The sequence below is a fragment of the Streptomyces sp. NBC_00464 genome (assembly GCF_036013915.1).
Classification (GTDB): domain Bacteria; phylum Actinomycetota; class Actinomycetes; order Streptomycetales; family Streptomycetaceae; genus Streptomyces.
This window is the reverse complement of sequence record NZ_CP107899.1, coordinates 4,380,214-4,405,889: the sequence shown is the minus strand read 5'-3', so window position 1 is coordinate 4,405,889 and position 25,676 is coordinate 4,380,214. Positions and strand designations below refer to the sequence as shown.

Genomic DNA, 25,676 nt, shown 5'->3' with positions numbered 1-25,676 from the left:
GGGCCGGTTCCTCCGGCCACACACATGACCGTAGGAGTTGACGCAACGGAAAGCGCAAGCCGGACGCGGCGGGGGCTCGTTCCCGGCCGGGAGGTCGCCAGGCCGTGGGACCATCCCGCCGTGACCCCTGAACAGATATCCGAGTCCGCCGGTCCGGCCGAACGCCGGCTGATCGGTCTGGCGCTCAATCCGGCCGCGCCCGTCGACGTCCTGCTGCGGCTGCTGGCGAGCGAGTCCGCTGCCGTACGGATGGCGCTGTGCCGGGACCGGGTGCTCCCCGACCCCGTAGTGGACGCGGTCGTGGCCCACCCGGACGGGACCACGCGCGGCTTCTTCGCCGAGAACCCGTACGCCGACCCGGAGCAGCGGGCACGGCTGGTGGACGATCCGGAGTACCGCGTACGGGGGCGTCTGGCCCGGGAGCCCCGGGCCGACGATGTGTGCATGCCCCGGCCGCTGCCGGACCGGACCGTCGTGCGGATCATCGAGACGTACGAGGACGACCTCCTGTGGGAGCTCAACCGGCTGATCTCGCCCGGTCTCCGGCGTGCGATGGCCACCCATCCCTCGGCGAAGGTCCGTCACATGGGGGCGAATGGCTGGCGCTCCCTGACACCCCGCGAGCTGGCCGCCCTGCTGGCCGACCCGGACCCGGAGGTCCAGAAGGCGGCCGCCGCCAACAGCCGCTCGTACGCCCGGCTCCGGGACCCCGACGCGGTACGGGAGGACCTTCCCGCGCACCCCTGCCATGCGCACACGCACCTGTTGATGTACGGAGCACTCGCCCCGGACGTCGTGGCGGAGGCCCTGCCGCGGCACGCCCGGCTGATCGCCCGCAATGCCAGTGTGCCGCCGGAGACCGTGGCCCTGCTGGCCGCACACCCCGACCCCAAGGTGCGCACCCACGTCGCCCAGCGGCCCGACCTGGGGCCGGCCGAGCGCCGCGCACTCGCCGTGGACCCCGATCCGGAGGTGCGCCTCGCGCTCTCCGTGCATCCGGCGCTGACCGAGGAGGAACGGGCCGCGATCGACTACGAGGTGGAGCAGGACAAGTCGTACTGCCACTATCCGGTGTACGACCCGGAGTTGGTGCCCGACCTGGAGCTCGTCCGCGCCCACGCGCTGTCCGCACACCCGCTCCTGCGCCGGCGGGCCGCTCGCGAGCTGCATCTCCCCGCCGACCTGGTCGCGCTTCTGGCTCAGGACTCCGACCTCGGCGTACGGGTCCTGCTCGGCCAGAACCATCCGGACGCCCCGGCCGCGCTGCTGCTCCGCTCCTTCCTGGAGTACACCGGCCGCGGCCGGTGGCATCTGACGGGGCACGGCAACTTCCCCCGCGCCGGGCTCGCCCGGTTCGCCGGCGCCGAGGGTCCCGCGGTCCGGCGGCTGGCCCTGCTCGACCCCGGGATGCCCGGGGACGTCGCCGACCGGCTCACCCGCGACCCCGACCCGCAGGTCCGCGCGGACGCGGCACGCCACCCGCGGCTGCCGCAGGACCGCATCGCGGCGCTGCTCGACGACCCGGAGCTCGGCCGGCGGGCCGCCGCGAATCCGGCGCTGCCGGTCGCGACGATGTACGAGCTGATCGCGGCGGTTCCTGAAGTGGTGGCCGGGGCGGACTGCTGAACGGGGGCGCCCGGGACACAGAGCTGGTGCGTGGACCGGGGCGCGTCCGGGGGCGGTCCGTCCGGGTGGGGTCGGCCACTGGACGGGGCAATGGCACGTGTCGCCTCGGGGCCGGTGCGCCGATGCTGCCCAGGATGCCCGTATGAGACCCATGACCAAGCGCTTTGCCGCGCTGCGGGCACGCGCCCGCACCACCGGCGCCGCGTGCGCCGTACTGGCGACCGTCGTCCCCGCCTTCACCCTCGGCCTGAGCGCGACGCCCGCCGTCGCCGCGCCCCTGCCCGGCGGGCTCGGCCCGTGCGTACCGGGCGACTGCCCGGACCCGTTCCCGGAGATCAACAACGGGGACTTCGCGGGCCGGGACGACGCGATCAACATCTACGTCGGGGACGACTTCCTCGTACGCGGCCGTGCGGCCGAGGCCGAGGGCCGTGTCGTGGTGCTCGACGACTTCGACCAGGACAAGGACCCGGAGGCGGGCCAGTCGTACAACCTCGGGATCGTCGGTGTCGGATCCCGTGTTCCGCCGCCCGTCGACTCCGACTTCCTGACCACCGGCGGAGACGTGACGATCGCCGCCGGCGAGACCCTCGACACGACGGGCGGCATCGTCGACGAGGTGGGCACTGTGCGCTACGCCGGTGCGCAGACCGGCACCGTCACCGGGGCCCTCGTCCAGGACCCGGACGCCGCGGAACCCTACGCGGACCTGCGCGACCAGCTCACCGACGCCAGCCAGTGCTACGCGCGGCCCGGCGGAGAGCTCCGGACCCCGACCGGGACCGCGGTCAACCAGGGCACGCAGACGCTCTTCACGGGTGACGGAACGTCCGCCCTCCAGGTCTTCAACGTCGACTTCGACATGACGGCCGACGGCGGCGGCCAGCAGGGCGTCGTCTTCGCGGGCATCCCCGACGACGCGACGATCCTGGTCAACGTCATCGGGGCCGACCGCACGATCAACACCTTCAGCGGCGGAATCGACGACGACACCGACCCGCTGAACGCCTACCGCGAACGTCTCCTGTGGAACTTCCCCGACGCCACCAGCGTGGACCTGGCGGGCACGGGTCAGTTCCAGGGCAGCTTCCTGATGGGCGAGCAGTCCTCGATGACCACCGTGTCCCTCCCGGGCGTCAACGGCAGGTTCTTCACCACCGGTTCGGTGACGCACACCAGCTCCGCGACCGGCGGTGGCGGCCAGGAGTTCCACGCGTATCCGTTCAACGGCGACCTCCCGGACTGCGACGGACCGCAGCCGGTCACGGGCGAGGTGCGGGTCCTCAAGACCGACGCGGAGACCGGCGACCCGCTCGCCGGCGCAGACTTCGAACTCTGGCGCGAGACCAACGGAGTCGACGGCCTCCAGACCACAGGCACCACACCGGACACCCAGGTGACCACCTGCACCACACCGGCCAACGGCGTGTGCGCCGAGACGACCACGCCCGGCACGTACTACTGGCGCGAGACCGCAGCGCCTGACGGCTACGAGCTGCCGGACCCGGCCGTCTTCGGACCACTCGTACTGACAGAGGACAACGCCGACACCGGCGTCCAGATCGAAGCCACCAACACCGAGGAGTCCGTACCGCCGGTCACGGGCGAGGTGCGGGTCCTCAAGACCGACGCGGAGACCGGCGACCCGCTCGCCGGCGCAGACTTCGAACTCTGGCGCGAATCCAACGGAGTCGACGGCCTCCAGACCACAGGCACCACACCGGACACCCAGGTGACCACCTGCACCACACCGGCCAACGGCGTGTGCGCCGAGACGACCACGCCCGGCACGTACTACTGGCAAGAGACCGCAGCACCCGACGGCTACGAGCTGCCGGACCCGGCCGTCTTCGGACCACTCGTACTGACAGAGGACAACGCCGACACCGGCGTCCAGATCGAAGCCACCAACACCGAAGAGTCCGTACCGCCGGTCACGGGTTCGCTCACCCTGGAGAAGACGGACACGAAGAACGGGCAGCCGCTGGCCGGAGCCGTCTTCGAGCTGTGGCGCGAGACCAACGACGTGCCCGGACTGCAGACGACCGGCACGAATCCCGACACGCTCGCCGACGCGGGGTGCTCGACCGACGACACAGGTGAGTGCACGTTCGACGATCTGCCCCTCGGTGAGTACTACCTTCGCGAGATCGCTGTCCCGGAGGGCTACGTCCTGCCGGCCAACCCCGTCTCGGGGCCGTACGAGGTAACGGAGGCCAACAGCTCGCAGGGCGTCACCGTCGAGCTGTCCAACAAGCGCGGCGAGCCCTGCAAGGGCAAGGACTGCAAGAAGCGCGTCCACGAGGGTGCACGCGCCTGACCTGATCACTCGCCCGGCCGCCCATCAATGGGCGGCCGGGCAGGCGCACTGCTTGGCTGGCAGGACTTCGGTTCCCGATCCGCCAGGAGGTCCGGCAGTGCGCCCCAACAGCCTCATCGGTGCCGTGGTCGCCACAGCGGCCACGGCACTGTTGTGTACCGCGGCCCCCTCGGTCGCCGCCCCGGCCGCCTCCGCCGCGGACGACACCGCGTGCACGGCCCCGGCCGGCCCGTACCAGCGGCAGCTGGAGAAGCACCTGGGCCGGCCCGTGGACGGCCGCCAGTCCGCGGCCGACTGCCGGGCCATCCGCTCCTTCCAGACCGCGCACGGCCGGCCCCACGCCGACGGCCACGCCGACCTCGGCACGTACCGCACCGTGCTGGTCGTCGAAGCGGCACCCGCCCCGAACGCCGCCGGTCACTGCCCGGTCGAGACCACCCGCGTCACCTGCGTCGACATGGACCGCCAACTGCTGTGGGTGCAGAAGGGCAAGCGGGTCGTCTTCGGACCCGCCCCCATCCGTACGGGCCGCGACGCGCAGGAGACCCGACCGGGGTGGCACTCGATCTACTGGCGCCACCGCGACCACGTCTCCACGATCTACGACAACGCACCCATGCCGTACGCCCAGTTCTTCGACGGCGGACAAGCCCTCCACGGACATCCGGGGGACCTGTACGACGGCGGCGGCTCGGCGGGCTGCGTCAACCTGACCGTGGACGACGCGGCGGCACTGTGGGACCTCCTCGCGGTGGACGACCGCGTCTACGTATGGGGCGTCAAGCCCGGCACGGCCGGCTGACGACGGCCCGAGGCGGCCGGCCGCCTCTCAGAGGTACTCCGCGTACGCGTCCAGCGTCCGCAGGACCTCCGGTTCGGCAGCCGGGGGCAGTTGGAGGACGACCTCCTCGATGCCCAGGTCCGCGTAGTGCGCCAGCTTGCCCGGGCTGGGCAGGACCGCGTACGGGATCACCTGGAGGTCCTTCGGGTCGCGGCCCGCCGACTCCCAGGCCGTACGAAGCACCGGCACCGACTCCGTCAGGCCCCGGCCGCCGATCGGCATCCAGCCGTCCGCGTACTCCGCGATGTGCGCGAACAGCTTCGGGCCCGCCGCGCCGCCGATCAGGGTGCGCGGGCCGACCACCGGGCCGCGGGGCTTCTGGACGGGCTTCGGGTAGGCGTGGCTGGCCCGGACGGAGCCGAACTCACCCTCGTACGCGGTCGGTTCCGACGACCACAGGGCGCGCATCAGCGCCATCCGGTCCCGGCCGAGCTCCCGGCGCGTCGACCAGTTCACCCCGTGGTCCGCCGCCTCCTCCACGTTCCAGCCGAAGCCGAGACCCAGCGTGAAACGGCCGCCGGACAGGTGGTCGAGGGTGGCGATCTGCTTGGCCAGATCGATCGGGTCGTGCTGGGTGATCAACGTGATTCCGGTGCCGAGCGCCAGCCGTTCGGTCACCGCGGCGGCCTGGCCGAGGGCGACGAACGGGTCCAGGGTGCGGCCGTACTCGGGCGGCAGGTCGCCGCCCCCCGGGTAAAGAGTTTCCCTGCTCACCGGAATGTGCGTGTGCTCCGGAAGATAGAGCCCGGCGAATCCCCGCTGCTCAAGCTGGCGCGCGAGCCGCACCGGTGTGATCGTTTCGTCGGTGAGGAAGATCGTTGTGGCGATCCGCATTCGAGGACACCTCCGTCGTTGTCTGGTGGCGGCTCAAACGTATGCCGTACGGTGCGCAAAGCCGAGCCTTCGGCGACTTCGGGGGAGGTCCATCACCATGGTTCGTACGCGTACACGCACCGCTCTCACCGCTCTGTTCCTGACGGGCGTACTCGTCGGCGGCGCACCCGTCGCGGCTACTGCCGCCGCGCCGGCTCCTGCCTCCGCCGCCTCCCGTACCGCGTCGGTGCAGAGCGCGGGACAGACGGACGGTGCGGCAGCCGTCCACACCGGGGTGCGCGAGGCCGCGCACACGTACAAGAGCAAGAGCAAAAGTAAGAGCAAGAGCAAGAAGCGGCGGAGGCACGGCTCGGGCGGGTTCGGTGGCGGGCTGGTCGTGGGCATCGTGCTGGCCGTGATCGTGGTCGGCATCATCGCGTTCGTGCTCATCTCGCGGGCACGGCGCAACTCATAGCCTCCGCACCTCGCGCCGCCCCGGCCGGGTGGCGGGAGGTGCGGATTCCGCCCGGCTCCCCGGTGGCCGTCCCGCCGGCTCCCCGGCGTTCACGCGGCGTTCAACGGGCCCCGCCACGGTGTCGGGTACGGAGACCTCGTCTCGGCCCACGACGCCCCGGGAGCCCTCGCATGCCCGCACCGCATCCCGCGCACCGTCCGATCGCCAGGCGCGGCCTTCTCGTCACCACGGCCGCCACCGCCCTCACGTTGTCCACCGTGAGCTTCGCCGATGCCGCAGACGCCCAGAAAGCAGAAGCCCAGGGAACAGACGCCCCGGAGGGCTCGACCCGCACCCGGACCGTGCGCGGCGTCCTGCCCACCGGGTCGCCCGACTACGTCTACCTGCCGGTCGACGTGCCGCGCGGCGTCGCCGAGATCGCGGTCTCGTACGCGTACGAGAAGCCGCCCGTCCCCGCCGGTACGCAGGGCAACGCCCTCGACATCGGCATCTTCGACGAGCGCGGCACGGACCTGGGCGGGCCGGGGTTCCGCGGGTGGTCCGGCGGGGCGCGCAGCAGCTTCTTCATCCGGGCCGACGAGGCGACTCCCGGCTATCTCGCGGGGCCCGTACGGGCCGGGACCTGGCACATCGCCCTCGGTCCGTACACCGTGGCGCCCGAGGGGCTGCCGTACGAGGTGACGGTCACCCTGCGCCTCGGCGCGGCCGGGTCCACGCCCGAGCCGGTGTATCCGCCGGAGCGCGTCAAGGGGCGCGGGCGCGCCTGGTACCGCGGGGACTGCCATCTGCACTCCGTGCACTCGGACGGAAAGCGGACCCCGGCCGAGATCGCCGCCGCCGCCCGTGCGGCCGGGCTCGACTTCATCAACAGCAGCGAGCACAACACCACGTCCGCACACGGCGCTTGGGGCGGGCTGTGGGGCGACGACCTGCTCGTCCTCACCGGCGAGGAGGTCACCACCCGCAACGGGCACGTGATCGCGCTCGGCACCGACGCGGGGACCTGGGTCGACTGGCGCTACCGGGCCAGGGACAACCGGTTCGGGCACTACGCCAAGGCCGTGCGCCGGGCCGGTGGTCTCGTCGTGCCCGCCCATCCGCACGCCACCTGCATCGGCTGCCACTGGAAGTTCGGCTTCGGCGAGGCGGACGCGGTGGAGGTGTGGAACGGGGCGTATACCCCGGAGGACGAGATCGCCCTCGCCGAGTGGGACAACTCGCTCGTGGCTGCGGCCCGTTCAGGTCGTGCGTGGGTGCCGGCCATGGGCAACAGCGACGCCCACCGGGAGCCGGACAGGGTGGGGCTCCCGCAGACCGTCGTGCTCGCCGACGAGCTGTCGCGCGAGGCGGTCCTGGCCGGGATCCGGGCCGGGCGCTCCTACATCGCGGAGTCCTCGGCCGTCTCGCTGGCCTTCGGCGCCTCGGGCGGGCGCGGGCAGCATGCCGGTATCGGGGAGCGGCTGCGGGTCGCGGGGGACGACACGCCCGTCACCGTACGGCTGGAGGTCACCGGGGCGCCAGGCTGCACCGCGCACTTCGTCACCGACCAGGGCACGCTGTTCACGGCCACACTCCCGGAGTCGGGCACGGAGACGGTGCAGTGGCGTACGACGCCCGCCTACGCCGCCTACGTGCGCGCCGAGGTCCGCCACCCGGTCTCGGTGCCGGGACTGCCCGGGGCCCTTGCGGCGCTCACCAATCCGGTGTTCCTGGAGGGTTAGGCGGTCACCGCCGCGCGCTCCGGGCCGGATGACGCGAGGGTACGCAACCGCTGCGCACAGCAGCGTTGTTGTACGAGCGCGAGCCCCGCGACCACCGTTCCGAGCACCAGCCAGCCCGCCGGTCCTGCCGCCATGACCACTCCCGTCAGCAGCGGCGGCCCGGCGGACTTCTGGATGGACTGGGACATGCCGGCCACCCCCAGGTACGCGGCCCGTTCGCCGGGCGGCGCGAGCAGGACGGCCAGCTCCCACGAGCTCACCGAGCGCATCAGCTCCGCCAGGGTGACCAGCACCGCCGCCGCGAGCAGGACCACCGCGGCCGTCCAGGTCCCGCACCGGGTGGCGGCGGCGAGCAGGGCGCAGCACGCGGCCATCAGGACTCCGTACAGGACGACCGTGCGCAGCACGCGGTGCGGCCCCTCCGCCCTTTTGGAGACGGCCAGTTGGAGGGTGACGACCAGCACGGTGTTGATGACGAGGACGGCCGGTACGAGGGCGTGGGGCGCGGAGGTGCTGCTCACCAGCCACAGGGGCAGGCCGACGCCGAGGACGGAGTCGTCGAGGTTCATCGGGATGTCGAGGAGGACAAAGCGGAGGTAGCCGCGGTCGCGCCACGGGCCCTTGGGCCGGGCGGGGGCGCGGGGAGCCACCGGGTTGGCGCCGGGCGCCTCGCTCCTCGCCACTTCCACCGTCACCGTGTCGCGCGGTTCGCCGGTGCGCCGGACCAGGAGGGCGGCGACGGCGAAGGACAGCGCGTTGGCCAGGATCATGGCGCGGTAGGCGTCCGCGGTGCCGATGGCCAGGCCGATGGCCGCAAGACCGGCGCCGACGCCGTAGCCGGCGTTGGCCGCGCTGCGGGACAACGCCTGGTAGGCCGCCCGGCGTTCGCCCGCCGCACGGGTGGCGAACAGCATCTCCAGCGTCTTCGCCGCCCGGTCGCCGAGGTAGGTGGCCGCGATCACGGGGAGCAGGGCCGTGAACCCGGTGCACGTCAGCACCAGGGCCAGGGTGAGCAGCCGGAGCAGGTGGCAGCCGATCAGCAGCGGGCGGACCGGGAAGCGGCCGGCGAGCCGTCCGGCCAGGGGGGAGCCGGCGATGCCCGCCACCCCGGCCGCTCCCAGCAGTACGCCGATCTGCTGGGGGCTCAGATGCGTGACGAAGGTGAGGTAGAGGACCGAGGAGGCGGCCCACAGGCCGGAGCCGGTGCGGTCGACGGCCAGGGCGAGCAGCATGATCCGGGCGTCCCGGCCGCCCGGCGGCTTGCGCAGCTGGGCCAACAGCCCCTGCCCACCCGCACCCTGCTTCTTCCCCGAGCTTCCGCTTCCCGCCGTGCGGCGCACCGCCCACCCCCGGTTATCTCGACATCAAGAGACATACAGACCAGGGCAGCCTGCCGGGAGTTATTCTCGATGTCAAGATACTTGATGGCGAGATACATGCCCGCCGCCCGAATCGGACCGGCCGGCGCCCCGCCTCACGGCGCGCGAGCGAGCCCCCTCAGACCCGCATCCTCCTCAGCCCGGCCAGACGATCGACTGCGTTTCGCTGTACGCGTGCAGGGCGTACGAACCGACGTCCCGCCCGACACCGCTCCGCTTGAACCCGCCGAACGGGGCCTCCATGTTCCGGCCGATGGTGTTCACCCCGACCCCGCCCGCACGCAGTCTGCGCGCGACCCGGAAGGCGCGGGCCACGTCGCCGGACCAGACGTAGTCGATCAGTCCGTAGTCGCTGTCGTTGGCCAGCGCGATGCCCTCCTCCTCGTCGTCGAAGGGGACGACCACCACGACCGGACCGAAGATCTCCTCCCGCACCACCCGCATGTCGTTGGTGCAGTCGGCCAGCAGCGTCGGGGCGACGTAGAAGCCGCGGCCGGTCGGCTCCGGACGCTCGCCGCCCGTGACGATCCGGGCCCCTTCCTTCCGCCCGAGTTCCACGTACGACTCGATGCGGTCGCGGTGCGCGGCGGAGATGACCGGACCGACGACCGTGCCCTTCGCCCTCGGATCGCCGACCGTCAGATACCCGGCGTACGCGGTGAGCTTCTCGATCAGCGCGTCATGCACGCCTCTCTGGACCAGGACGCGGGTCGGAGCCGTACATATCTGTCCGCTGTAGAACGAGAACGTCGTCCCGATGCCGGCGACTGCCGAGTCGAGGTCCGCGTCGTCGAGGACGACGGCCGCACCCTTCCCGCCCAGCTCCATCAGCTGCCGCTTCATGCTCCGGCCGCAGATCTCGGCGATGCGCTGCCCGACGGACGTGGAGCCGGTGAAGCTGACCATGTCGACGTCCGGCGAGTCGACCGCGGCCTCGCCCACTCCGGGGGCCGAACCGCTGACGACGTTGACGACGCCCGCCGGCACGCCCGCTTCCGCGAGGGCCTCGGCCATCCGGTAGACGGAGAGCGGGTCCTGCGGGGCCGGTTTCACGACGACCGTGTTGCCCATCGCGAGCGCTGGGGCGATCTTGCCGGCCGGGTTGGCCCAGGGGTTGTTGTACGAGGTGATGCAGGTGACGACGCCGACCGGCTGGCGGACGGCGAGCGCCCCGAAGATCCCGGCACGGCCCATCGGACCCGCCTCGTTGATCTGCGGGGGGACGGCCTCCTCGACCGGCTCCAGCGCGCCCTTCGCGTACCGCCGGAAGCGGGCCGCGCCCACGGCGACCTGCATGCCCCGGGCCGTACCGGTGGTCGCGCCGCTCTCCGCCTGCGCGAGTGCGGCGTTGGCGAGGAAGTCGCGCTGCATCAGGTCGGCGGCGCGGTCGAGGATCGCGGCGCGTTCCTCGGGGCGGGTGCGGGACCAGGTGGCGAAGGCGTCACGGGCCGCGGCGGCCGCCTCGCACACCTGCGCGCGACTCGCCTCGGGGGCGAAACCGACGGTCTCCTCGGTGGCCGGGTCGACCACCTCGTAGTGGCCGTCGGCGGGTTCGGTCCACTCTCCGTCGATGAAGAGGCGCTGCGGGGTCGTGGTCATTGCGTGCTCACCGTCCGGGTGTCGCGGCCGGAACGGAGCACCGTCCCGGGGACCGCACCGGTCACCTTGTCGTCGCGCAGGGTCTCCACCCCGTTGACGCGGACCGACACGATGCCGAGGGCCTTGGAGTCGAGCCGGGGGCTGTCGCCCGGCAGGTCGTGGACGAGGGTGGCGGGGCCCGCGTCGATGCGTTCGGGGTCGAAGAGCACGAGGTCGGCGTGGAAGCCCTCCTCGACGCGTCCCCGGTCGCGCAGGCCGAAAAGCCGTGCGGGGTCGTCGGTGAGCATCTTGACGGCCTGTTCGAGCGGGACGAGCTTGCGGCCGCGCAGACAGTCGCCGATGAAGCGGGTCGTGTACGGGGCGCCGCACATCCGGTCCAGATGGGCGCCCGCGTCGGAGCCGCCGAGCATGACGTCCTCGTGCTCCCAGGTCCGCCGGCGCAGCGCCCAGGAGTCGGGGTCGTTGTCGGTGGGCATCGGCCACAGGACCGTACGCAGTTCGTCTGCCGCGCAGATCTCGACCAGGCACTGGAAGGCGTCCTGGCCGCGCTCGGCGGCGATGTCCTTCACGACCCGCCCGCTGAGGCCCTCGTTCGCCTCGCTGTACGTGTCGCCGATGACGTACCGGCCGAAGTTCGCGAGGCGGCGGAAGACGCCCGCCTCCTTGCTGTTGGCGCGGCGCAGCATCTCGGCGCGGGTGTCGGCGTCGCGGAGCCGTTCGATGCGCTCCGGTACGGGGAGGGCGAGGATGTCGCCCCAGCCGGGGATCAGGTTCAGGGCGCAGAACGTGCCGAGCGACATGTTCATCGGAGTGAGGATCGGCATCGTGAGCGCCACGATCCGGCCGCCCGCACGGCGGGCGCGCTCGCTGGGGATCAGCTGGCGCGGTACGCGTTCGGGGACGGCGGCGTCGATGGTGAGGACGTTCCAGTTGAGCGGGCGTCCGGCGGCGGCGGTCATGTCGACGAACAGGTCGATCTCGTCGTCGGAGAACTGGTCGAGGCAGCCGGCCACGATCGCTTCGATCTGTGTGCCCTCGTGCTCGCCGACGGCCCGGGACAGCGCGAGGAGCTCTTCGGGGAGTGCGTGGCGGGAGGCGACCGGCTGTCCGTCACCGTCGGAGTGCGTGGAGGACTGGGTGGTGGACAGCCCCCATGCCCCGGCGTCCATCGCCTCGTGGAACAGGGCGAGCATGGCGTCGAGTTGGGCGGGAGTGGGCTGGCCGCCGACCGCGTCCGCGCCCATGACGTGGCGGCGCAGGGCGCAGTGGCCGACCATGAAACCGGCGTTGACGGCGATCCGCCCGTCGAGCGCGTCGAGGTACTCGCGGAAGCTGGACCAGCTCCATTCGACGCCCTCCTCCAGGGCCTTGAGCGCCATGCCCTCGACCCGCGACATCATGCGCCGGGTGTAGTCGGCGTCCTCGGGCCGGTCCGGATGGAGCGGGGCGAGGGTGAACCCGCAGTTGCCGCCGGCGACGGTGGTGACGCCGTGGTTCATCGACGGGGTGGCGTACGGGTCCCAGAAGAGCTGGGCGTCGTAGTGGGTGTGCGGGTCGACGAAGCCGGGCGCGAGGACGAGGCCGGTGGCGTCCTCGGAGGTCACGGCCTCCTCGGCGACGGTCCCGGGCTCCGCGATGACGGCGATGCGGCCGTCCCGGATGCCGAGGTCCGCGCGGTAGGAGGGCCCGCCGGTGCCGTCCACGACGGTCGCTCCGCGGATGAGGTGGTCGAGCATGACGGGGTCCCTTCCGTGGTGTCCAAACATGGGTGTGCGCCGGGGTGCGTACGGCCGCGGTACGCACCCCGGCTCGCGGAGCGGCGGTCCGGGAAGACGCCGCCCGTGTGGGGGTGGGAATCAAGCCCAGCCGGGCAGAATCGAGCCCCTCCGGCGATTGAGGAGCGGGGGTACGGGGGCAGCGCCCTCGAAAGCCCGCGCCCGGGCCCGGCTACGCCGCGTCGCGGAACCGCGTAGTCCGGTGCACCGGATCCGTGTCGATCTTCGGGATCACGTGCTCACCGATCAGCTTGATCGAGTTGATCGTGTCCTCGGGACTGATCCCGATCGGCAGCCCGAAGCTCAGCTGGTCCGCCCCCGCCTGCTCCCAGCGCCGGCACTGCCCCAGCACCTCGTCCGGGTCGCCGCAGATCATCAGCTCCTCGGCGATCAACAACTCGATGATCTCCTCGGAGTACTCCGGCAGCAGCTCCGGCCACTCCGGGATCCCCTCCGGCCGGGGGAAGGTGTCGTGGTAGCGGAACAGCAGCGACTGGAGGTAGTTCAGCCCGCCGCCGACCGCGATCTCGACGGCCTTCTTGTGGGTCTCGGCACAGATCGCGGTCGAGGTCACCATGACGTTGTCGTTGACGAAGTCACCGACCGGCTCCGCGTCCTTGACCGCGTTCTTGTAGGACTCGACGACCCACTCCATGTCGGAGACCTTCTGCACGCTGAAGCCCAGCACGCCGAGCCCCTTCTTGCCCGCCATGGCGTACGAGGGCGGCGAGCCGGCCGCGTACCACATCGCCGGGTGCGACTTCCCGTACGGCTTGGGCAGGATCTTGCGCGGCGGCAGTGACCAGTGCTTGCCCTGGAAGCCGACGTACTCGTCCTGGAGCCACATCTTGGGGAACTCGGCGATGGTCTCTTCCCAGAGTTCCTTGGTGTGGTTCATGTCGGTGATGCCCGGCATGAACCCGAGGATCTCGTGGGTGCCCGCCCCGCGGCCGGAGCCGAACTCGAAGCGGCCCTCCGAGAGATGGTCCATCATGGCGACCTTCTCGGCCACCTTCACCGGGTGGTTGACCGGGGCCAGCGGGTTGAAGATGCCGGATCCGAGGTGGATGCGCTCCGTGGCGTGTGCGAGATAGCCCAGGTACACATCGTTGGCCGAGAGATGCGAGTACTCCTCCAGGAAGTGGTGCTCGGAGGCCCAGGCGTACTTGAAGCCGGACTTGTCCGCCTGGATGACGTACTCGGTCTCCTCGATCAGCGCCTTGTGCTCTGCCTCGGGGTCGACCTTGGCCCGCGCGGCGGGCACATACCCCTGTACAAAGAGCCCGAATTCCAAGGGGGTTCACCGTCCTCAATCGTTTCTGACACATCGTCAGATTCTGATGTGTCCGACTGTTCCACCGACACCCCGACCCGTCAATACCTGATGCTCCGTCAGACGGGACGGGGTGGGCGGCGCGGTCAGAAGAGGCTGACGCCCGCCAGCCATCCGCCGTCGATGACGAACGGCTGACCGGTGATGTACGAGGAGTCGTCCGAGGTCAGGAAGAGCGCGAGCGCCGCCACCTCCTCGGGCCGGCCGATCCGCCCGAGCGGCACGAGCTTCTTGTACAGGGCGCCCACGGCCTCCGCCGTCTCCGCCGGGTCCGCGTCCGGGTCCAGCGCCGCCGGATTGGTCATCGGGGTGTCCACGGCGCCGGGGCACATGGCGTTGACCCGGATACCCTTCGCGGCCAGCTCCACCGCCGCCACCTTGGTCAGCCCCAGCACCGCATGCTTGGTCGCCGCATACGCACCGACGAACGCCATGCCGGTGAGCCCGGTGTACGAGGAGGTGTTGACGATGGTCCCGCCGCCCGCGGCCTCGATCTCGGGCGCGACGTTCCTGATGCCCAGGAAGGCGCCCACCTGATTGACCTGCACCACCTGCTGGAACTCCTCCAGCGGCGTGGTCACCAGCTCGTTGAAGCGCAGGATGCCCGCGTTGTTGACCAGCCCGTCGATCTTCCCGAAGGCACCCTTCGCGGCGGCGACGGCAGCCTGCCAGTCCGCCTCCTGGCTCACATCCAGGTGCACGAAGAGCGCGGCATCCTCACCCAGCTCCTTCGCGAGCGCCTCGCCCTGCTCGTCGAGCACATCGGCGATCACCACCCGCGCACCCTCGGCGGCGAAGAGCCGCGCCTCCTGCTCGCCCTGTCCGCGCGCCGCGCCGCTGATCAGTACGACCCGCCCGTCCAGCTTGCCCATGGCCTGACTCCTACCTGTCGATTACCTGTCGATGTTGTCGAGGTGAGGTGCGACATCGGCGGCGAACGCCGCCATCTGATCGGTCAGTTCACTTCTGCTGCGACTGCGGAAGCGCACCTGGATCTGGTGCACCCCCATCGCGCCGTACTCCCGCAGTGACTCCGCGAGCTCCTCCGGCTTCCCGCTGAGCGTGCGCCGCCCCACGGACCAGTCCGGCTCCCCCACGTACAGCGGCTCGGTGATGGCCCCCACGACGATCGGCCTGTCCACCCCCGCCTCCTCGCGCAGGGCATGCAGCCGGGCGATCTGGGCGGGCAGCTTCGCCCTCGGATCCCCCTGCGGCAGCCAGCCGTCACCGCGCACGGCGGCCCGCCGCACCGCCGCGGGCGACGACCCGCCCACCCAGACCGGCACCCGCTCCTGGGCGGGCCGGGGCAGCTGCCCGAGCCCGCTGAAGGAGAACCGCTCCCCCGCGAACTCCGGGTACTCCTCGGGCCCGAGCGCGGCCTTGAGCGCGTCGATGCTCTCGTCGAGCACCCCGCCCCGCCCGTCGAAGTCCGCCCCGAGCGCGTCGAACTCCTCCCGCACATGCCCGGCCCCGACCCCGAGGATCAGCCGGCCGCCGCTGAGGTGGTCGAGGGTGGCGTACTGCTTGGCGGTGGCCAGCGGGTGCCGCAGCCCGACGACGGCGACATGGCTCATCAGCAGCACGCGCTCGGTGATCCCCGCGAGGAAGGAGAGCGTGGCCACCGGGTCGTACCAGACGGTGCTCATCGCCTCCGCGAGCCTGCGGGGGATGGCGACGTGGTCACAGCTCGCCAGATAGGTGAACCCGGCCCGGTCGGCGGTGCGGGCGATCTCGGCGAGGTCGGCCGGGGTGGCCCCGGCCTCCCACGGCTCTGCGTAGATGGCGCTCTGCGACTGGATCGGGAGCTGCATCCCGTACGACAGCGGTCCGGCGGGCAGTATCGGCACCGAACGGCCTCCTTCCCCTGGAATGACCCTGACAGAATCTGACGGCTCGTCATATTCCGAGTGAGCGGAGTCATCGTCGTACCTGACGCATCATCAGGCAAGGGGTGGTCTGGTCTTGGGGGGTGCGGGTCTCCGGGGTGCGGGGTTCCGGGGTGCGGGGTTCCGTCCTCAATCGCCGGACGGGCTTGGGTGCGGGTCCCCCGCGGGGTGCGCCCCTGCCCGGTGGGTGGGGGTGGGGGCCCTCCGGGGAGACTCCTCAAAAATGGCGTGTGCACCCGACGACGAACAGACACCCGGGTCGTACGCCATTTCCTGCGGGGACTCCCCTGCACGCCCCCACCCGGCATCGCGTGCGTCTGAACACCGGCTCCGAGACTGCCGCAGACGCAGGGCGGCCGGGTTCGGGGCCGTGCAGGGGAGTCCCCGCAGGACGACGAACAGATACCCGGGTCCATCGCGTACCCGCGGAACGTTCGTCGTCCGAGGAGACGCCCCGGAGGGGCCCCGGACCCCCACCCACCGGGCAACAGCGCCCCGCGGGGCACCCGCACAAAAGCCCGTCCGGCGATTGAGGACGGAACCCCGCGCCAAGGCGAACCGCGCCCCTACTTCCGGTACAACTCCTCGATCTCCGCCCCGAAGTCCCGCGCCACCGCATCCCGCTTCAGCTTCAGCGACGGCGTCAGGTGCCCGGCCTCCTCCGTGAAGTCCACCGGCAGGACCGTGAACTTGCGGATCGACTCGGCCCGCGACACAAGCCGGTTGGCCTCGTCCACCGCGCGCTGGAGCGCCGAGCGCAGTTCCTCGTCGTGGACGAGGTCGCGCATCGGGACGTCCTGCTTCTTCTTCATCTGCCGCCAGTGGGACAGCCCGTCCGGCTCCAGGGTGATCAGGGCGGTGATGAACGAGCGGTTGTCGCCGACCACCATGCACTGGCTGACCAGCGGGTGCGCGCGCAGCCAGTCCTCCAGCGGGGCCGGGGTGACGTTCTTGCCGCCCGACGTGATGATGATGTCCTTCTTGCGGCCGGTGATCGTGAGGTAGCCGTCCTCGTCGAGCGCGCCCAGGTCGCCGGTGGCGAACCAGCCGCCGTCCAGGGCGGGGACGGCCTCGCCGCGTTCGGTGTCCCAGTAGCCCTGGAACACCTGGGCGCCGCTGAGCAGCACCTCGCCGTCCTCCGCGATGCGTACGGCGGTGCCGGGCAGCGGCCAGCCGACCGTGCCCAGGCGTGGTTTGAGCGGTGGGGTGACGGTGGCGGCCGCCGTGGTCTCCGTGAGGCCGTAGCCCTCGAAGATCTCGATGCCGGCGCCCGCGTAGAACGCGGCGAGCCGGCGGCCCAGCGGGGAGCCGCCGCAGACCGCGTAGCGGACATGGCCGCCGAGCGCGGCCCGGATGCGGCGGTAGACCAGCGGGTCGTACAGCGCGCGCGCCGCCCGCAGGCCGAGACCCGGGCCGGGGCCCGTGCCGTGTTCCGCGGCCTCGACGGCCTGGCCGTAGCGCTGGGCGATCCGCGCCGCACGGTCGAAGGACGAGGCGCGGCCCATCTTCTCGGCGGTGGCCCGGCCGGTGTTGTAGACCTTCTCCAGTACGTACGGGATGGCCAGCAGGAACGACGGCTTGAAGCCGGCCAGGTCGCCGAGCAGGTCCTCCGTCCGGATCGACGGGGCGTGGCCGAGGCGGACCCGGGAGCGCAGACAGCCGATCGCGACCATCCGGCCGAAGACGTGCGACAGCGGCAGGAACAGGAGGGTGGACGCCGGGTACTTGCTGACCGTCTTGAAGACCGGGTGCAGCAGCTCGATGGCGTTGTCGACCTCGGCGAAGAAGTTGCCGTGCGTCAGGACACAGCCCTTGGGGCGGCCGGTGGTGCCCGAGGTGTAGATGAGGGTCGCCGGGGTCTGCGGCTCCAGGGTGGCGCGGCGGGCGGCGACGGCGTCGTCGGGGACGTCCCTGCCGAGCTTCTTCAGCCGGCCCAGCGCGCCCGTGTCGAACTGCCAGAGGTGGGTGAGGTCGCCGAGTTGTTTCCGTTCCTGGCTGATGATGCGGCCCTGCTCCGCCGTCTCGACGGCACAGGCCGCCGCTCCCGAGTCCTGGAGTATCCAGCGGGCCTGGAAGGCGGACGAGGTCGGGTAGATAGGGACGGTGACCAGTCCGGCCGCCCAGGACGCGAAGTCGAGCAGCGTCCACTCGTACGTCGTACGCGCCATGATCGCGATCCGGTCGCCGCCTCGCAGGCCCTCCGCGATCAGACCCTTGGCGACGGCCAGGACCTCGGCCGCGAACTCGGCCGCCGTCACATCCAGCCAGCTGCCGTCCGGCTGCTTGCGGCTGAGTACGGCGTCCGAGGGGGCCTCGCGGGCGTTGTCGAACGGGATCTCGGCGAGCGAGCCGCGGCGCACGGGCGGGGCGAACGCCGGTACGGAGACCTGCCGGACGCTGCCGTCGGCGGCCCTGACCTTCGTCGGCTCGACCAGGACGGGGGTGGAGGGGGCGGGTGAAGGGGCGGGTGGCGTGGACACGTGCGGCTCCTCAACGTCGGGGTCGGGCGGTTCACCTGGTGCGAACGGCGGCAGGCCCTGGGGCCTTCGCCGGACTGTGCTCAACTTCCCTGCTGTTCAGACGCGTTCGATGACCGCCGTGACGCCCTGGCCGCCCGCCGCGCAGATCGAGATCAGTCCGCGGCCCGGGGCTTCGCGTTCCGCGAGGAGCTTCGCGAGGGTGGCGACGATCCGTGCGCCCGTCGCCGCGAACGGGTGCCCGGTGGCGAGGGAGGACCCCGCCACGTTGAGCCGGTCCCGGTCGACGGGCGCCAGCCCCTGCTTCTCCCAGGCGGCCAGCGTGGCGAGCACCTGGGAGGCGAAGGCCTCGTGCACCTCGAAGAGGTCGAAGTCCTCGATGCCCAGCCCGGCCCGCTCCAGCATCCGCGGCACCGCGTACGCGGGCGCCATCAGCAGCCCGTCCTCGCCGCCCACGTAGTCGACCGCGGCCGTCTCGTACAGGGAGAGGTACGCCAGCGGCTCCAGGCCGTGCCGCTCGGCCCACTCCTCGCTCGCCAGCAGCACCGTCGCGGCGCCGTCCGTGAGCGGGGTCGAGTTGCCCGCGGTCATCGTCGCGTCCGGGTGGTCCGCGCCGAACACCGGCTTCAGCGTGGCGAGTTTCTCCACCGTGGAACCCGGGCGCAGGTTCTGGTCGCGGTCCAGGCCGAGGTACGGGACGACGAGATCGTCCAGGAAGCCCCGGTCGTACGCGGCGGCGAGCCGCTGGTGGCTGGTGGCGGCGAGCAGGTCCTGCTCCGCGCGGCCGATGTCCCACTGCCTCGCGGTGACTGCCGCGTGGTCGCCCATCGAGAGGCCGGTGCGCGGTTCGGCGTTGCGCGGGATGTCCGGGACGAGGTGCCGGGGACGTACCCCGGCAAGGGCTGCCGCCTTTCCGCCCGTCGACTTCGCGCGCCGGGCCGACAGCAGCAGTCGGCGCAGTTCGTCGTTGACGCCGAGCGGCGCGTCGCTCGTGGTGTCCGCGCCGCCCGCGATCGCGGAGTCGACCGCCCCGAGCATGATCTTGTTGGCGGCGGCGATGACGGCCTGGAGGCCGGTGCCACAGGCCTGCTGGATGTCGTACGCCGGGGTGCGCGGGTCGAGGAGCGAGCCGAGGACGGTCTCCCGGGCCAGGTTGAAGTCCCGGCTGTGCTTGAGGACCGCGCCCGCGGCGAACTCGCCGACCTGCTGCCCCTGGAGCCCGAACCGCTCGACCAGACCGTTCAGCGCCGCGGTGAGCATCTGCTGGTTGGAGGCCTGTGCGTACGGCCCGTCGGAGCGCGCGAAGGGGATACGGCTGCCGCCGATGACCGCGACCCTGCGGGGCTGCGGGAGTGCGAGGGGGATCAACTCGACCAACTCATCTCGACCAACTCCTGACTCTTGAGTAACCTTACTCTGGAGTAAATCTACGACCGAGCAGGGAGTCTGGACAATGGCCGACCGCTATCTGCACCTGACCGGCACGGCAACCGGCCGGTTCCTGACCCGGAAACTCGGCCTGCCCCAGCCCGCACCACTGCGCCGCTGGACGCTGGAGACCCAGACCCTCACCGGCCCGGTCCTCCACCTCACCGCCGGGGACTCCACCGTCACGGACGAACTCGGCACCGTCCTCGCCGCCTGCGGACCCGAGGTCGTGGCACGCGCCGACCGGCCCGCCGGAATCGTCCTGGACGCGACGGCCGTCGACACCGCCGCCGGACTCGGAGCCGTACACGCCGCACTCCACCCCGTCGTACGCTCCCTCGCACCGGGCGGCCGCATCGTCGTCATCGGCACGCACCCCTCCCCGGACGACCACCACCAGGCCGCCGCCCAGCAGGCCCTCGAAGGGTTCGTACGCTCCCTGGGCAAGGAGATCGGCAAGGGCGCCACCGCGCAGCTGGTACGCATCGTCCCCGGTGCGGTCGCCGGCGCCGGGTCCACCCTGCGCTTCCTGCTCTCCCCCCGGTCCGCGTACATCAGCGGCCAGGTCATCGAGGTGACCGACGCCGCCCCCGACGCGGTCGCCGACTGGGCCGCCCCGCTCGCCGGCCGCACCGCACTGGTCACCGGAGCCGCCCGCGGCATCGGCGCCTCGGTCGCCTCGGTCCTCGCCCGGGACGGCGCCCACGTCATCTGCCTGGACATCCCGCAGGCCCAGGAGGACCTGGTGCGCACCGCGGACCGGCTCGGGGCCACCGCCCTGCCGCTGGACATCACCGCGGACGACGCGGCCGAGCGGATCGCCGCCGCCACACCGGACGGCCTCGACATCCTCGTCCACAACGCCGGCATCACCCGCGACCGCCGGCTCGCCAACATGCCCGCCGACCGCTGGGCCTCGGTCATCGACGTGAACCTCGACAGCGTCCTGCGCACCACCGACGCCCTGCTGAAGGCCGGCACGGTCAACCGCGGCGGCCGGATCGTCGCCACCGCCTCCATCGCCGGCATCGCGGGCAACAACGGCCAGACGAACTACGCGGCCAGCAAGGCGGGCATCATCGGCCTGGTCCGCTCACTCGCCCCGCGCGCCGCCGCCGACCACGGCGTCACGGTCAACGCGGTGGCCCCAGGATTCATCGAGACGAAGATGACCGCGGCCGTCCCGCTCTTCATCCGGGAGGCGGGCCGCCGGATGAACTCCCTCTCCCAGGGCGGCCTCCCGGTCGACGTCGCCGAGACGACCGCCTGGTTCGCCCAGCCCGCCTCCAGCGCCGTCAACGGCCAGATCGTCCGGGTCTGCGGCCAGAGCCTGCTGGGAGCGTGACGCGCATGCCGAGCCTGATCCTGTCCCTGGCACGCGGAGCCGCCACGTCCCCGTTCAAGCGGGCGGGCAGGCCGGGCGCCACACTCCCGGCCGACCGCCACCGCCTGCCGGCCGCACCGCCCGCCCCCGGACCACTGGCCGCGTACAGCAGACTCTGCGGCTTCACCGAGCCGGGCGCCCTCCCGGTCACCTACCCGCACGTCCTGGCCTTCCCGCTCGCCATGCGGCTGATGACCGGGCGGCGCTTCCCGCTGCCGGTCACCGGACTCGTCCACACCTGGATCGAGATCACCGCACATCGGGCGTTGCACCCGACGGACGCGCTCGAACTCACCGTGTCCGCAGAGAAGTTGAGCCCGCATCGGCGTGGCACCGAAGTCACCATGGCCACCGAGGCACGGCTGGCCGGCGAGCTCGTGTGGGAGTCGCGCAGCGGCTACCTGTCACGCCACGCGCCCCGTACGGATACGGCCCCCGCCCCCACCGCTCCCGAACCGGCGCTCCCCGCCGTCACCGAGTGGCGCCTGCCCGCCGACCTCGGACGGCGCTACGGAGCCGCGTCCGGCGACCGCAACCCGATCCACCTGTACCCGCTGACCGCCCGGCTGTTCGGCTTCCCGCGCGCCATCGCCCACGGCATGTGGACCGTCGCCCGCTGCCTCGCCGAAGCCCCGCAGCCCCACCTGATCCACTCGGTACGGGCCGACTTCAGGGCCCCTGTCCTGCTACCCGGCACCGTCACCTACGCATCGGACGGCGCCGCCTTCCAGCTGCGCGGCGACGGCGGCCGCGTCCACCTCACCGGGACGACGGCGCGGACTTCCCCCGAGGCTGCCAGGGACGGCCGTTCATAAGGTTCTCCAGACCGGCCCAGGAGAAGTTCATCAAGGTGGCCGCGGCCTCCTTGGCCGAGACGCCCGGAGTCTCGTTCGCCCAGCCGGCGAGCGACTCCGCGGCCCCCACCAAGGCCTGCGCGAGCCCCGTCACATCGCCGTCGGGAAGCGCCGGATCATGGTGGGCCTCGCGCGCCGCGGCGCCGATGAGACCCGTCACGAACGCAACGATCTCCTCGCGCATCACGTTCACCTCGGAGGCGAACGGCTCCCCGTGCGTCCGCGCCTGCCGGGACAACACCGCCCAGCCGTCCGGGTTCTCCGCGGTGTGCGTGAAGAACGCCCGCAGCCCCGACCACAGTTGCCGGTCGGCCGGCAGCCCCGGCTCCGCCCCCGCCTGCACCGCTTCCACCAGCGCGTTCGCCTCACGCCTGATGCAGGCGGAGAAGAGTTCGTCCTTGGAATTCAGGTAGAGATAGACCAACGGCTTGGACACCCCGGCCAGCTCGGCGATCTCGTCCATCGAGGCCGCGCGGAATCCCCGCTGCCCGAAGATCTGCACCGCGGCATCCATCATCTGCTGCTCACGCACCGCGCGCGGCATCCGTTTGCTCTTCACAGCACCCACGTCGACTTCCTCCCGCCCCCGATGCCCTACTCCTCGGTAAGCGTACGGCGCGGGCCGCCTCGCCGTCGTACGGAACGGCAGCGGCCCGGTCACGATGGCCGGTAGCCGTCCACCGGTGTGCACCCCTGTGGGATGACCCGTGTACGACCCTGGTCCCACCCCGGGGTCGCCCCTGGGCCCGATGCCTTCGACCTGTACCGCCGCCTAGTGTCCCGGCATGACCATGAAACTCCGCAGCCGGACGACCGTCGCCTTCCTCTCCGCCACACTCCTGCTGGCCGCACCCGTCGCCACCGCCCAGGCCTTACCGGCACCGGCAGCCTCGGCCTCAGCCGCCACCACGCTCGAACTGCCCCGCCCGACCGGCCCGTACGCCGTCGGCACCGAGGTCCTGCACCTCACCGACCACGAACGCACCGACCCCTGGGTGCCCGAAAGCGGGGACCGTGAACTGATGGTGTCCGTCCACTACCCGGCCCGAGCCGCGGGCGGGAGCACCGCCGCCCCGTACATGAGCACCGAAGAGGCCCGGCTGATGCTGGCGGAGCGCGGACTGGACGGCATCGTGCCCGCCTCCGTCGTCAGCGCCACCTCCACCCACGCCCGCACCGACGCTCCCGCCGCCCGGGGCCGGTTCCCCCTCGTACTGCTCTCCCCCGGCTTCGGCACTCCCCGCGCCACTCTGACCTCCCTCGCGGAGGACCTGGCGAGCCGCGGCTATGTCGTGGCGAGCGTCGATCACGCCTACGAGTCCACCGGCACGTCGTTCCCCGACGGACGGGTCCTCACGTGCGCGGCCTGCGACGCGGCCGAGGCGGCACCGGACGACGAGGCCGAACAGGAGGTGCTGAGGACCGTCTCCACCGGACGGGCCGCCGACCTCTCCTTCGTGCTCGACCGGCTGACCGGCGCCCGTCCGGCCTGGAAGAACTCCCGCATGATCGACAGGCGCCGGGTCGCCGTGGCCGGCCACTCCATCGGCGGCAGCGCAGCCGCCTCGGCCATGCTTGCCGATCCTCGCTTCGACGCCGGGGTCAACATGGACGGCACCTTCTTCGAGCCGGTCCCCCACTCGGGCATCGGGAACCGTCCGTTCCTGATGCTCGGCACCGACGCGGGCCACCACCCCGGCAGCCTCGACGGGTCCTGGGACAAGGGCTGGCGGCGCCTCGACGGCTGGAAGCGCTGGCTGACCGTCAAGGACGCGGGCCACTTCACCTTCACGGACCTCCCGGAACTCGCCGAACAGCTCGGCCTGCCCGTGGACCCGGAGGCCCCCCTCTCCGCCGACCGGTCGACACGGATCACCCGTGACTACGTGGCGGCCTTCCTCGACCAGCATCTGAGGGACCGGCCCCAGCCCCTGCTGGACGGCCCCACACCGGGCAACCCCGAGGTCGTCTTCCAGCGGCCCTGACGGCCCCGCCACGCACAGGAGCGCCCCCGGTCCAGCGGGACCGGGGGCGCTCCGGAGGATCGTGCGTGCGGGTTACGCGGCGACCGCCACCCGCTCCGGCTCGGCGTCGTGCACCTCGAAGTCGTCGACCGGGGAGGCCGAGGCCGAGTTGTACGCGTCGTGGTCGAGGATCTTCTCGCGGGCTGCGACGATCACCGGGATCAACGCCTGACCTGCCACGTTCGTGGCGGTTCGCATCATATCCAGGATCGGGTCGATGGCCATCAGCAGGCCGACACCCTCCAGCGGGAGACCCAGCGTCGACAGCGTCAGGGTCAGCATGACCGTGGCGCCGGTCAGACCGGCGGTGGCCGCCGAACCGATCACCGAGACGAACGCGATGAGGATGTAGTCACCGACACCCAGCTGCACGTCGAAGATCTGCGCGATGAAGATCGCGGCGAGCGCCGGGTAGATCGCGGCGCAGCCGTCCATCTTGGTCGTCGCACCGAACGGGACCGCGAAGGAGGCGTACTCCTTCGGGACGCCGAGGCGCTCGGTGACCTTCTGGGTGACCGGCATGGTGCCGACGGAGGAGCGGGAGACGAAGGCCAGCTGGATCGCGGGCCAGGCGCCCTTGAAGAACTGGAGCGGGCTGACCTTGGCGACGGTGGCGAGCAGCAGCGGGTAGACGCCGAACATCACCAGGGCGCAGCCGATGTAGACGTCGGCGGTGAACGTCGCGTACTTGCCGATCAGGTCCCAGCCGTAGTCGGCGATCGCGTAGCCGATGAGGCCGACGGTGCCGAGCGGGGCGAGGCGGATGACCCACCACAGGGCCTTCTGGAGGAGCTCCAGGATCGACTCGCTGAGGGTGAGGATCGGCTGGGCCTTCTCGCCGAGCTTCAGCGCGGCGATGCCGGCGACGGCGGCCATGAAGACGATCTGGAGCACGTTCAGCTCGGTGAACGGCGTGATCACATCGCTCGGCACGATGCCGGTCAGGAAGTCGAGCCAGGAGCCCGCGTGCTCCGGGAGCTTGCCGTCCTTCGGCGTGAGGCCGGTGCCGGAGCCCGGGTTGGTGATCAGGCCGATCGCGAGGCCGATGGCGACCGCGATCAGCGAGGTGATCATGAACCAGAGGACGGTGCGGCCGGCCAGCCGGGCGGCGTTGTTGACCTTGCGCAGGTTGGTGATCGACACCAGGATCGCGAAGAAGACGAGGGGCGCGACGGCCAGCTTCAGCAGCTGGACGAAGATGTGGCCGATCTTGTCGAGCGTGGTGTAGAGCCACTCGATGTCATAGCTGCGGGTGAGCCAGCCGAGCAGGACGCCGAGGACGAGACCGGCGACGATCTGGGCCCAGAACGGGACCTTGGGTATGCGGAAACCGGAGCCGGAGGGCTCAGCGGTGGTGGCGGACGCGGGGTTCGCGGACACGGACACACTCCAGATGTGACGCATCGGGACGCACGGGGACGGTGCGGGGGGGGACGGGGGTGCGGCGCCCGCGTCAGGGGCGGCGCCGCTGCATGATGCCGGTATCAGACGTTGCGGCAACAGACCGCGGACATACAGCGGCAGAGATCGACATGCAGGCGCTCCACGAGCGGGATGCTCGTGGCAGGACTGAGGCGCACAGCTGTCTTCATGTCGAACACGTTAACACTTGAACTTTGAGAACCTCAAAGGTCTTCTTTGGGGTCCCAGGGCGTTCGACGGGCCCGCGATCCGGACCGTCGACGGCCAACACCCGTCCCGGGAACGCGAAAACCCCAGTACAGGAGCGGTCGCTCCGGTG

General features: G+C 71.6%; 19 protein-coding genes. 8 read left to right on the top strand and 11 right to left on the bottom strand.

Annotated features, from left to right (window positions below; genetic code table 11):
- Nucleotides 1-120 precede the first annotated feature (120 nt).
- The 3 genes from OG912_RS19875 to OG912_RS19865 all read left to right on the top strand — a co-directional run bounded on the left by OG912_RS19875 (nucleotide 121) and on the right by OG912_RS19865 (nucleotide 4,748).
- Complete coding sequence (locus tag OG912_RS19875; protein ID WP_327710518.1) at nucleotides 121-1,626, top strand: hypothetical protein; 1,506 nt, start codon at nucleotides 121-123, stop codon at nucleotides 1,624-1,626.
- 142 nt (nucleotides 1,627-1,768) lie between these two features.
- Entirely contained in the window at nucleotides 1,769-3,946 is a 2,178-nt protein-coding gene (locus OG912_RS19870; RefSeq protein ID WP_327710517.1) for a choice-of-anchor A family protein, read from the top strand.
- Nucleotides 3,947-4,043: 97 nt separating this feature from the next.
- Nucleotides 4,044-4,748: a L,D-transpeptidase gene (locus OG912_RS19865; RefSeq protein WP_327710516.1), complete on the top strand. Its 705-nt coding sequence runs from the start codon at nucleotides 4,044-4,046 to the stop codon at nucleotides 4,746-4,748.
- A 27-nt stretch (nucleotides 4,749-4,775) separates the two neighbouring features.
- Here the strand turns inward: OG912_RS19865 and OG912_RS19860 are convergent, their stop codons facing one another.
- Nucleotides 4,776-5,621, bottom strand: coding sequence for an LLM class F420-dependent oxidoreductase (locus OG912_RS19860; RefSeq protein ID WP_327710515.1), 846 nt, complete (start codon nucleotides 5,619-5,621; stop codon nucleotides 4,776-4,778).
- 97 nt (nucleotides 5,622-5,718) lie between these two features.
- Between OG912_RS19860 and OG912_RS19855 the strand changes: the two genes are divergently transcribed.
- Both OG912_RS19855 and OG912_RS19850 read left to right on the top strand, forming a co-directional pair.
- Nucleotides 5,719-6,075: a hypothetical protein gene (locus tag OG912_RS19855; RefSeq protein WP_327710514.1), complete on the top strand. Its 357-nt coding sequence runs from the start codon at nucleotides 5,719-5,721 to the stop codon at nucleotides 6,073-6,075.
- Between the two features lie 170 nt (nucleotides 6,076-6,245).
- The gene (locus OG912_RS19850; protein WP_327710513.1) at nucleotides 6,246-7,796 is read left to right on the top strand and encodes a CehA/McbA family metallohydrolase; all 1,551 of its coding nucleotides are present in this window, start codon (nucleotides 6,246-6,248) and stop codon (nucleotides 7,794-7,796) included.
- Here OG912_RS19850 and OG912_RS19845 read toward each other — a convergent pair.
- From OG912_RS19845 to OG912_RS19810, 8 genes are all read right to left on the bottom strand, one after another.
- Entirely contained in the window at nucleotides 7,793-9,136 is a 1,344-nt protein-coding gene (locus tag OG912_RS19845; RefSeq protein WP_327710512.1) for an MFS transporter, read from the bottom strand. The two genes, OG912_RS19850 and OG912_RS19845, sit on opposite strands and share 4 nt — an antisense overlap.
- Before the next feature lie 174 nt (nucleotides 9,137-9,310).
- Nucleotides 9,311-10,774 (bottom strand): aldehyde dehydrogenase family protein, encoded by a 1,464-nt coding sequence (locus OG912_RS19840; protein ID WP_327710511.1) that lies wholly within the window; start codon nucleotides 10,772-10,774, stop codon nucleotides 9,311-9,313.
- Nucleotides 10,771-12,510: an N-acyl-D-amino-acid deacylase family protein gene (locus OG912_RS19835; protein ID WP_327710510.1), complete on the bottom strand. Its 1,740-nt coding sequence runs from the start codon at nucleotides 12,508-12,510 to the stop codon at nucleotides 10,771-10,773. The genes OG912_RS19840 and OG912_RS19835 overlap by 4 nt, the downstream gene beginning before the upstream one ends.
- A 211-nt stretch (nucleotides 12,511-12,721) precedes the next feature.
- Complete coding sequence (locus OG912_RS19830) at nucleotides 12,722-13,843, bottom strand: LLM class flavin-dependent oxidoreductase (RefSeq protein WP_327710509.1); 1,122 nt, start codon at nucleotides 13,841-13,843, stop codon at nucleotides 12,722-12,724.
- 125 nt (nucleotides 13,844-13,968) lie between these two features.
- Complete coding sequence (locus tag OG912_RS19825) at nucleotides 13,969-14,754, bottom strand: SDR family NAD(P)-dependent oxidoreductase (RefSeq protein WP_327710508.1); 786 nt, start codon at nucleotides 14,752-14,754, stop codon at nucleotides 13,969-13,971.
- A gap of 21 nt (nucleotides 14,755-14,775) precedes the next feature.
- Nucleotides 14,776-15,729: an LLM class F420-dependent oxidoreductase gene (locus tag OG912_RS19820; protein ID WP_327710507.1), complete on the bottom strand. Its 954-nt coding sequence runs from the start codon at nucleotides 15,727-15,729 to the stop codon at nucleotides 14,776-14,778.
- Between the two features lie 605 nt (nucleotides 15,730-16,334).
- On the bottom strand, nucleotides 16,335-18,248 hold the full coding sequence (locus OG912_RS19815) for an AMP-dependent synthetase/ligase (protein ID WP_327710506.1): 1,914 nt from the start codon (nucleotides 18,246-18,248) through the stop codon (nucleotides 16,335-16,337).
- Between the two features lie 96 nt (nucleotides 18,249-18,344).
- Nucleotides 18,345-19,622, bottom strand: coding sequence for an acetyl-CoA C-acetyltransferase (locus OG912_RS19810; RefSeq protein ID WP_327710505.1), 1,278 nt, complete (start codon nucleotides 19,620-19,622; stop codon nucleotides 18,345-18,347).
- Nucleotides 19,623-19,698: 76 nt separating this feature from the next.
- On the opposite strand from OG912_RS19810, the gene OG912_RS19805 reads away from it, so the two are divergent.
- On the top strand, nucleotides 19,699-21,018 hold the full coding sequence (locus OG912_RS19805; RefSeq protein ID WP_327710504.1) for a 3-oxoacyl-ACP reductase: 1,320 nt from the start codon (nucleotides 19,699-19,701) through the stop codon (nucleotides 21,016-21,018).
- 5 nt (nucleotides 21,019-21,023) lie between these two features.
- Nucleotides 21,024-21,872 carry a MaoC family dehydratase gene (locus OG912_RS19800; RefSeq protein ID WP_327710503.1) on the top strand — a complete coding sequence of 283 codons (849 nt, stop codon included), beginning with the start codon at nucleotides 21,024-21,026 and terminating at the stop codon, nucleotides 21,870-21,872.
- Here OG912_RS19800 and OG912_RS19795 read toward each other — a convergent pair.
- Nucleotides 21,817-22,455 carry a TetR/AcrR family transcriptional regulator gene (locus OG912_RS19795; protein ID WP_327713478.1) on the bottom strand — a complete coding sequence of 213 codons (639 nt, stop codon included), beginning with the start codon at nucleotides 22,453-22,455 and terminating at the stop codon, nucleotides 21,817-21,819. The two genes, OG912_RS19800 and OG912_RS19795, sit on opposite strands and share 56 nt — an antisense overlap.
- Nucleotides 22,456-22,696: 241 nt before the next feature.
- Here OG912_RS19795 and OG912_RS19790 point away from each other — a divergent pair, with 241 nt between their 5' ends.
- A complete protein-coding gene (locus OG912_RS19790) occupies nucleotides 22,697-23,896 on the top strand; it encodes an alpha/beta hydrolase family protein (protein ID WP_327710502.1) in 1,200 nt (399 codons plus the stop codon).
- Nucleotides 23,897-23,968: 72 nt separating this feature from the next.
- Here the strand turns inward: OG912_RS19790 and OG912_RS19785 are convergent, their stop codons facing one another.
- Complete coding sequence (locus OG912_RS19785) at nucleotides 23,969-25,315, bottom strand: dicarboxylate/amino acid:cation symporter (RefSeq protein WP_327710501.1); 1,347 nt, start codon at nucleotides 25,313-25,315, stop codon at nucleotides 23,969-23,971.
- Nucleotides 25,316-25,676 lie beyond the last annotated feature (361 nt).

Excerpts from the sequence above, each read along its gene's own strand:
- OG912_RS19860 (WP_327710515.1), bottom strand. The coding sequence starts at position 5,621 with ATGCGGATCGCCACAACGATCTTCCTCACCGACGAAACGATCACACCG.
- OG912_RS19850 (WP_327710513.1), top strand. The coding sequence starts at position 6,246 with ATGCCCGCACCGCATCCCGCGCACCGTCCGATCGCCAGGCGCGGCCTT.
- OG912_RS19870 (WP_327710517.1), top strand. The coding sequence starts at position 1,769 with ATGAGACCCATGACCAAGCGCTTTGCCGCGCTGCGGGCACGCGCCCGC.
- OG912_RS19805 (WP_327710504.1), top strand. The coding sequence starts at position 19,699 with ATGGCCGACCGCTATCTGCACCTGACCGGCACGGCAACCGGCCGGTTC.
- OG912_RS19855 (WP_327710514.1), top strand. The coding sequence starts at position 5,719 with ATGGTTCGTACGCGTACACGCACCGCTCTCACCGCTCTGTTCCTGACG.
- OG912_RS19840 (WP_327710511.1), bottom strand. The coding sequence starts at position 10,774 with ATGACCACGACCCCGCAGCGCCTCTTCATCGACGGAGAGTGGACCGAA.
- OG912_RS19795 (WP_327713478.1), bottom strand. The coding sequence starts at position 22,455 with ATGCCGCGCGCGGTGCGTGAGCAGCAGATGATGGATGCCGCGGTGCAG.
- OG912_RS19825 (WP_327710508.1), bottom strand. The coding sequence starts at position 14,754 with ATGGGCAAGCTGGACGGGCGGGTCGTACTGATCAGCGGCGCGGCGCGC.
- OG912_RS19800 (WP_327710503.1), top strand. The coding sequence starts at position 21,024 with ATGCCGAGCCTGATCCTGTCCCTGGCACGCGGAGCCGCCACGTCCCCG.
- OG912_RS19790 (WP_327710502.1), top strand. The coding sequence starts at position 22,697 with ATGACCATGAAACTCCGCAGCCGGACGACCGTCGCCTTCCTCTCCGCC.
- OG912_RS19835 (WP_327710510.1), bottom strand. The coding sequence starts at position 12,510 with ATGCTCGACCACCTCATCCGCGGAGCGACCGTCGTGGACGGCACCGGC.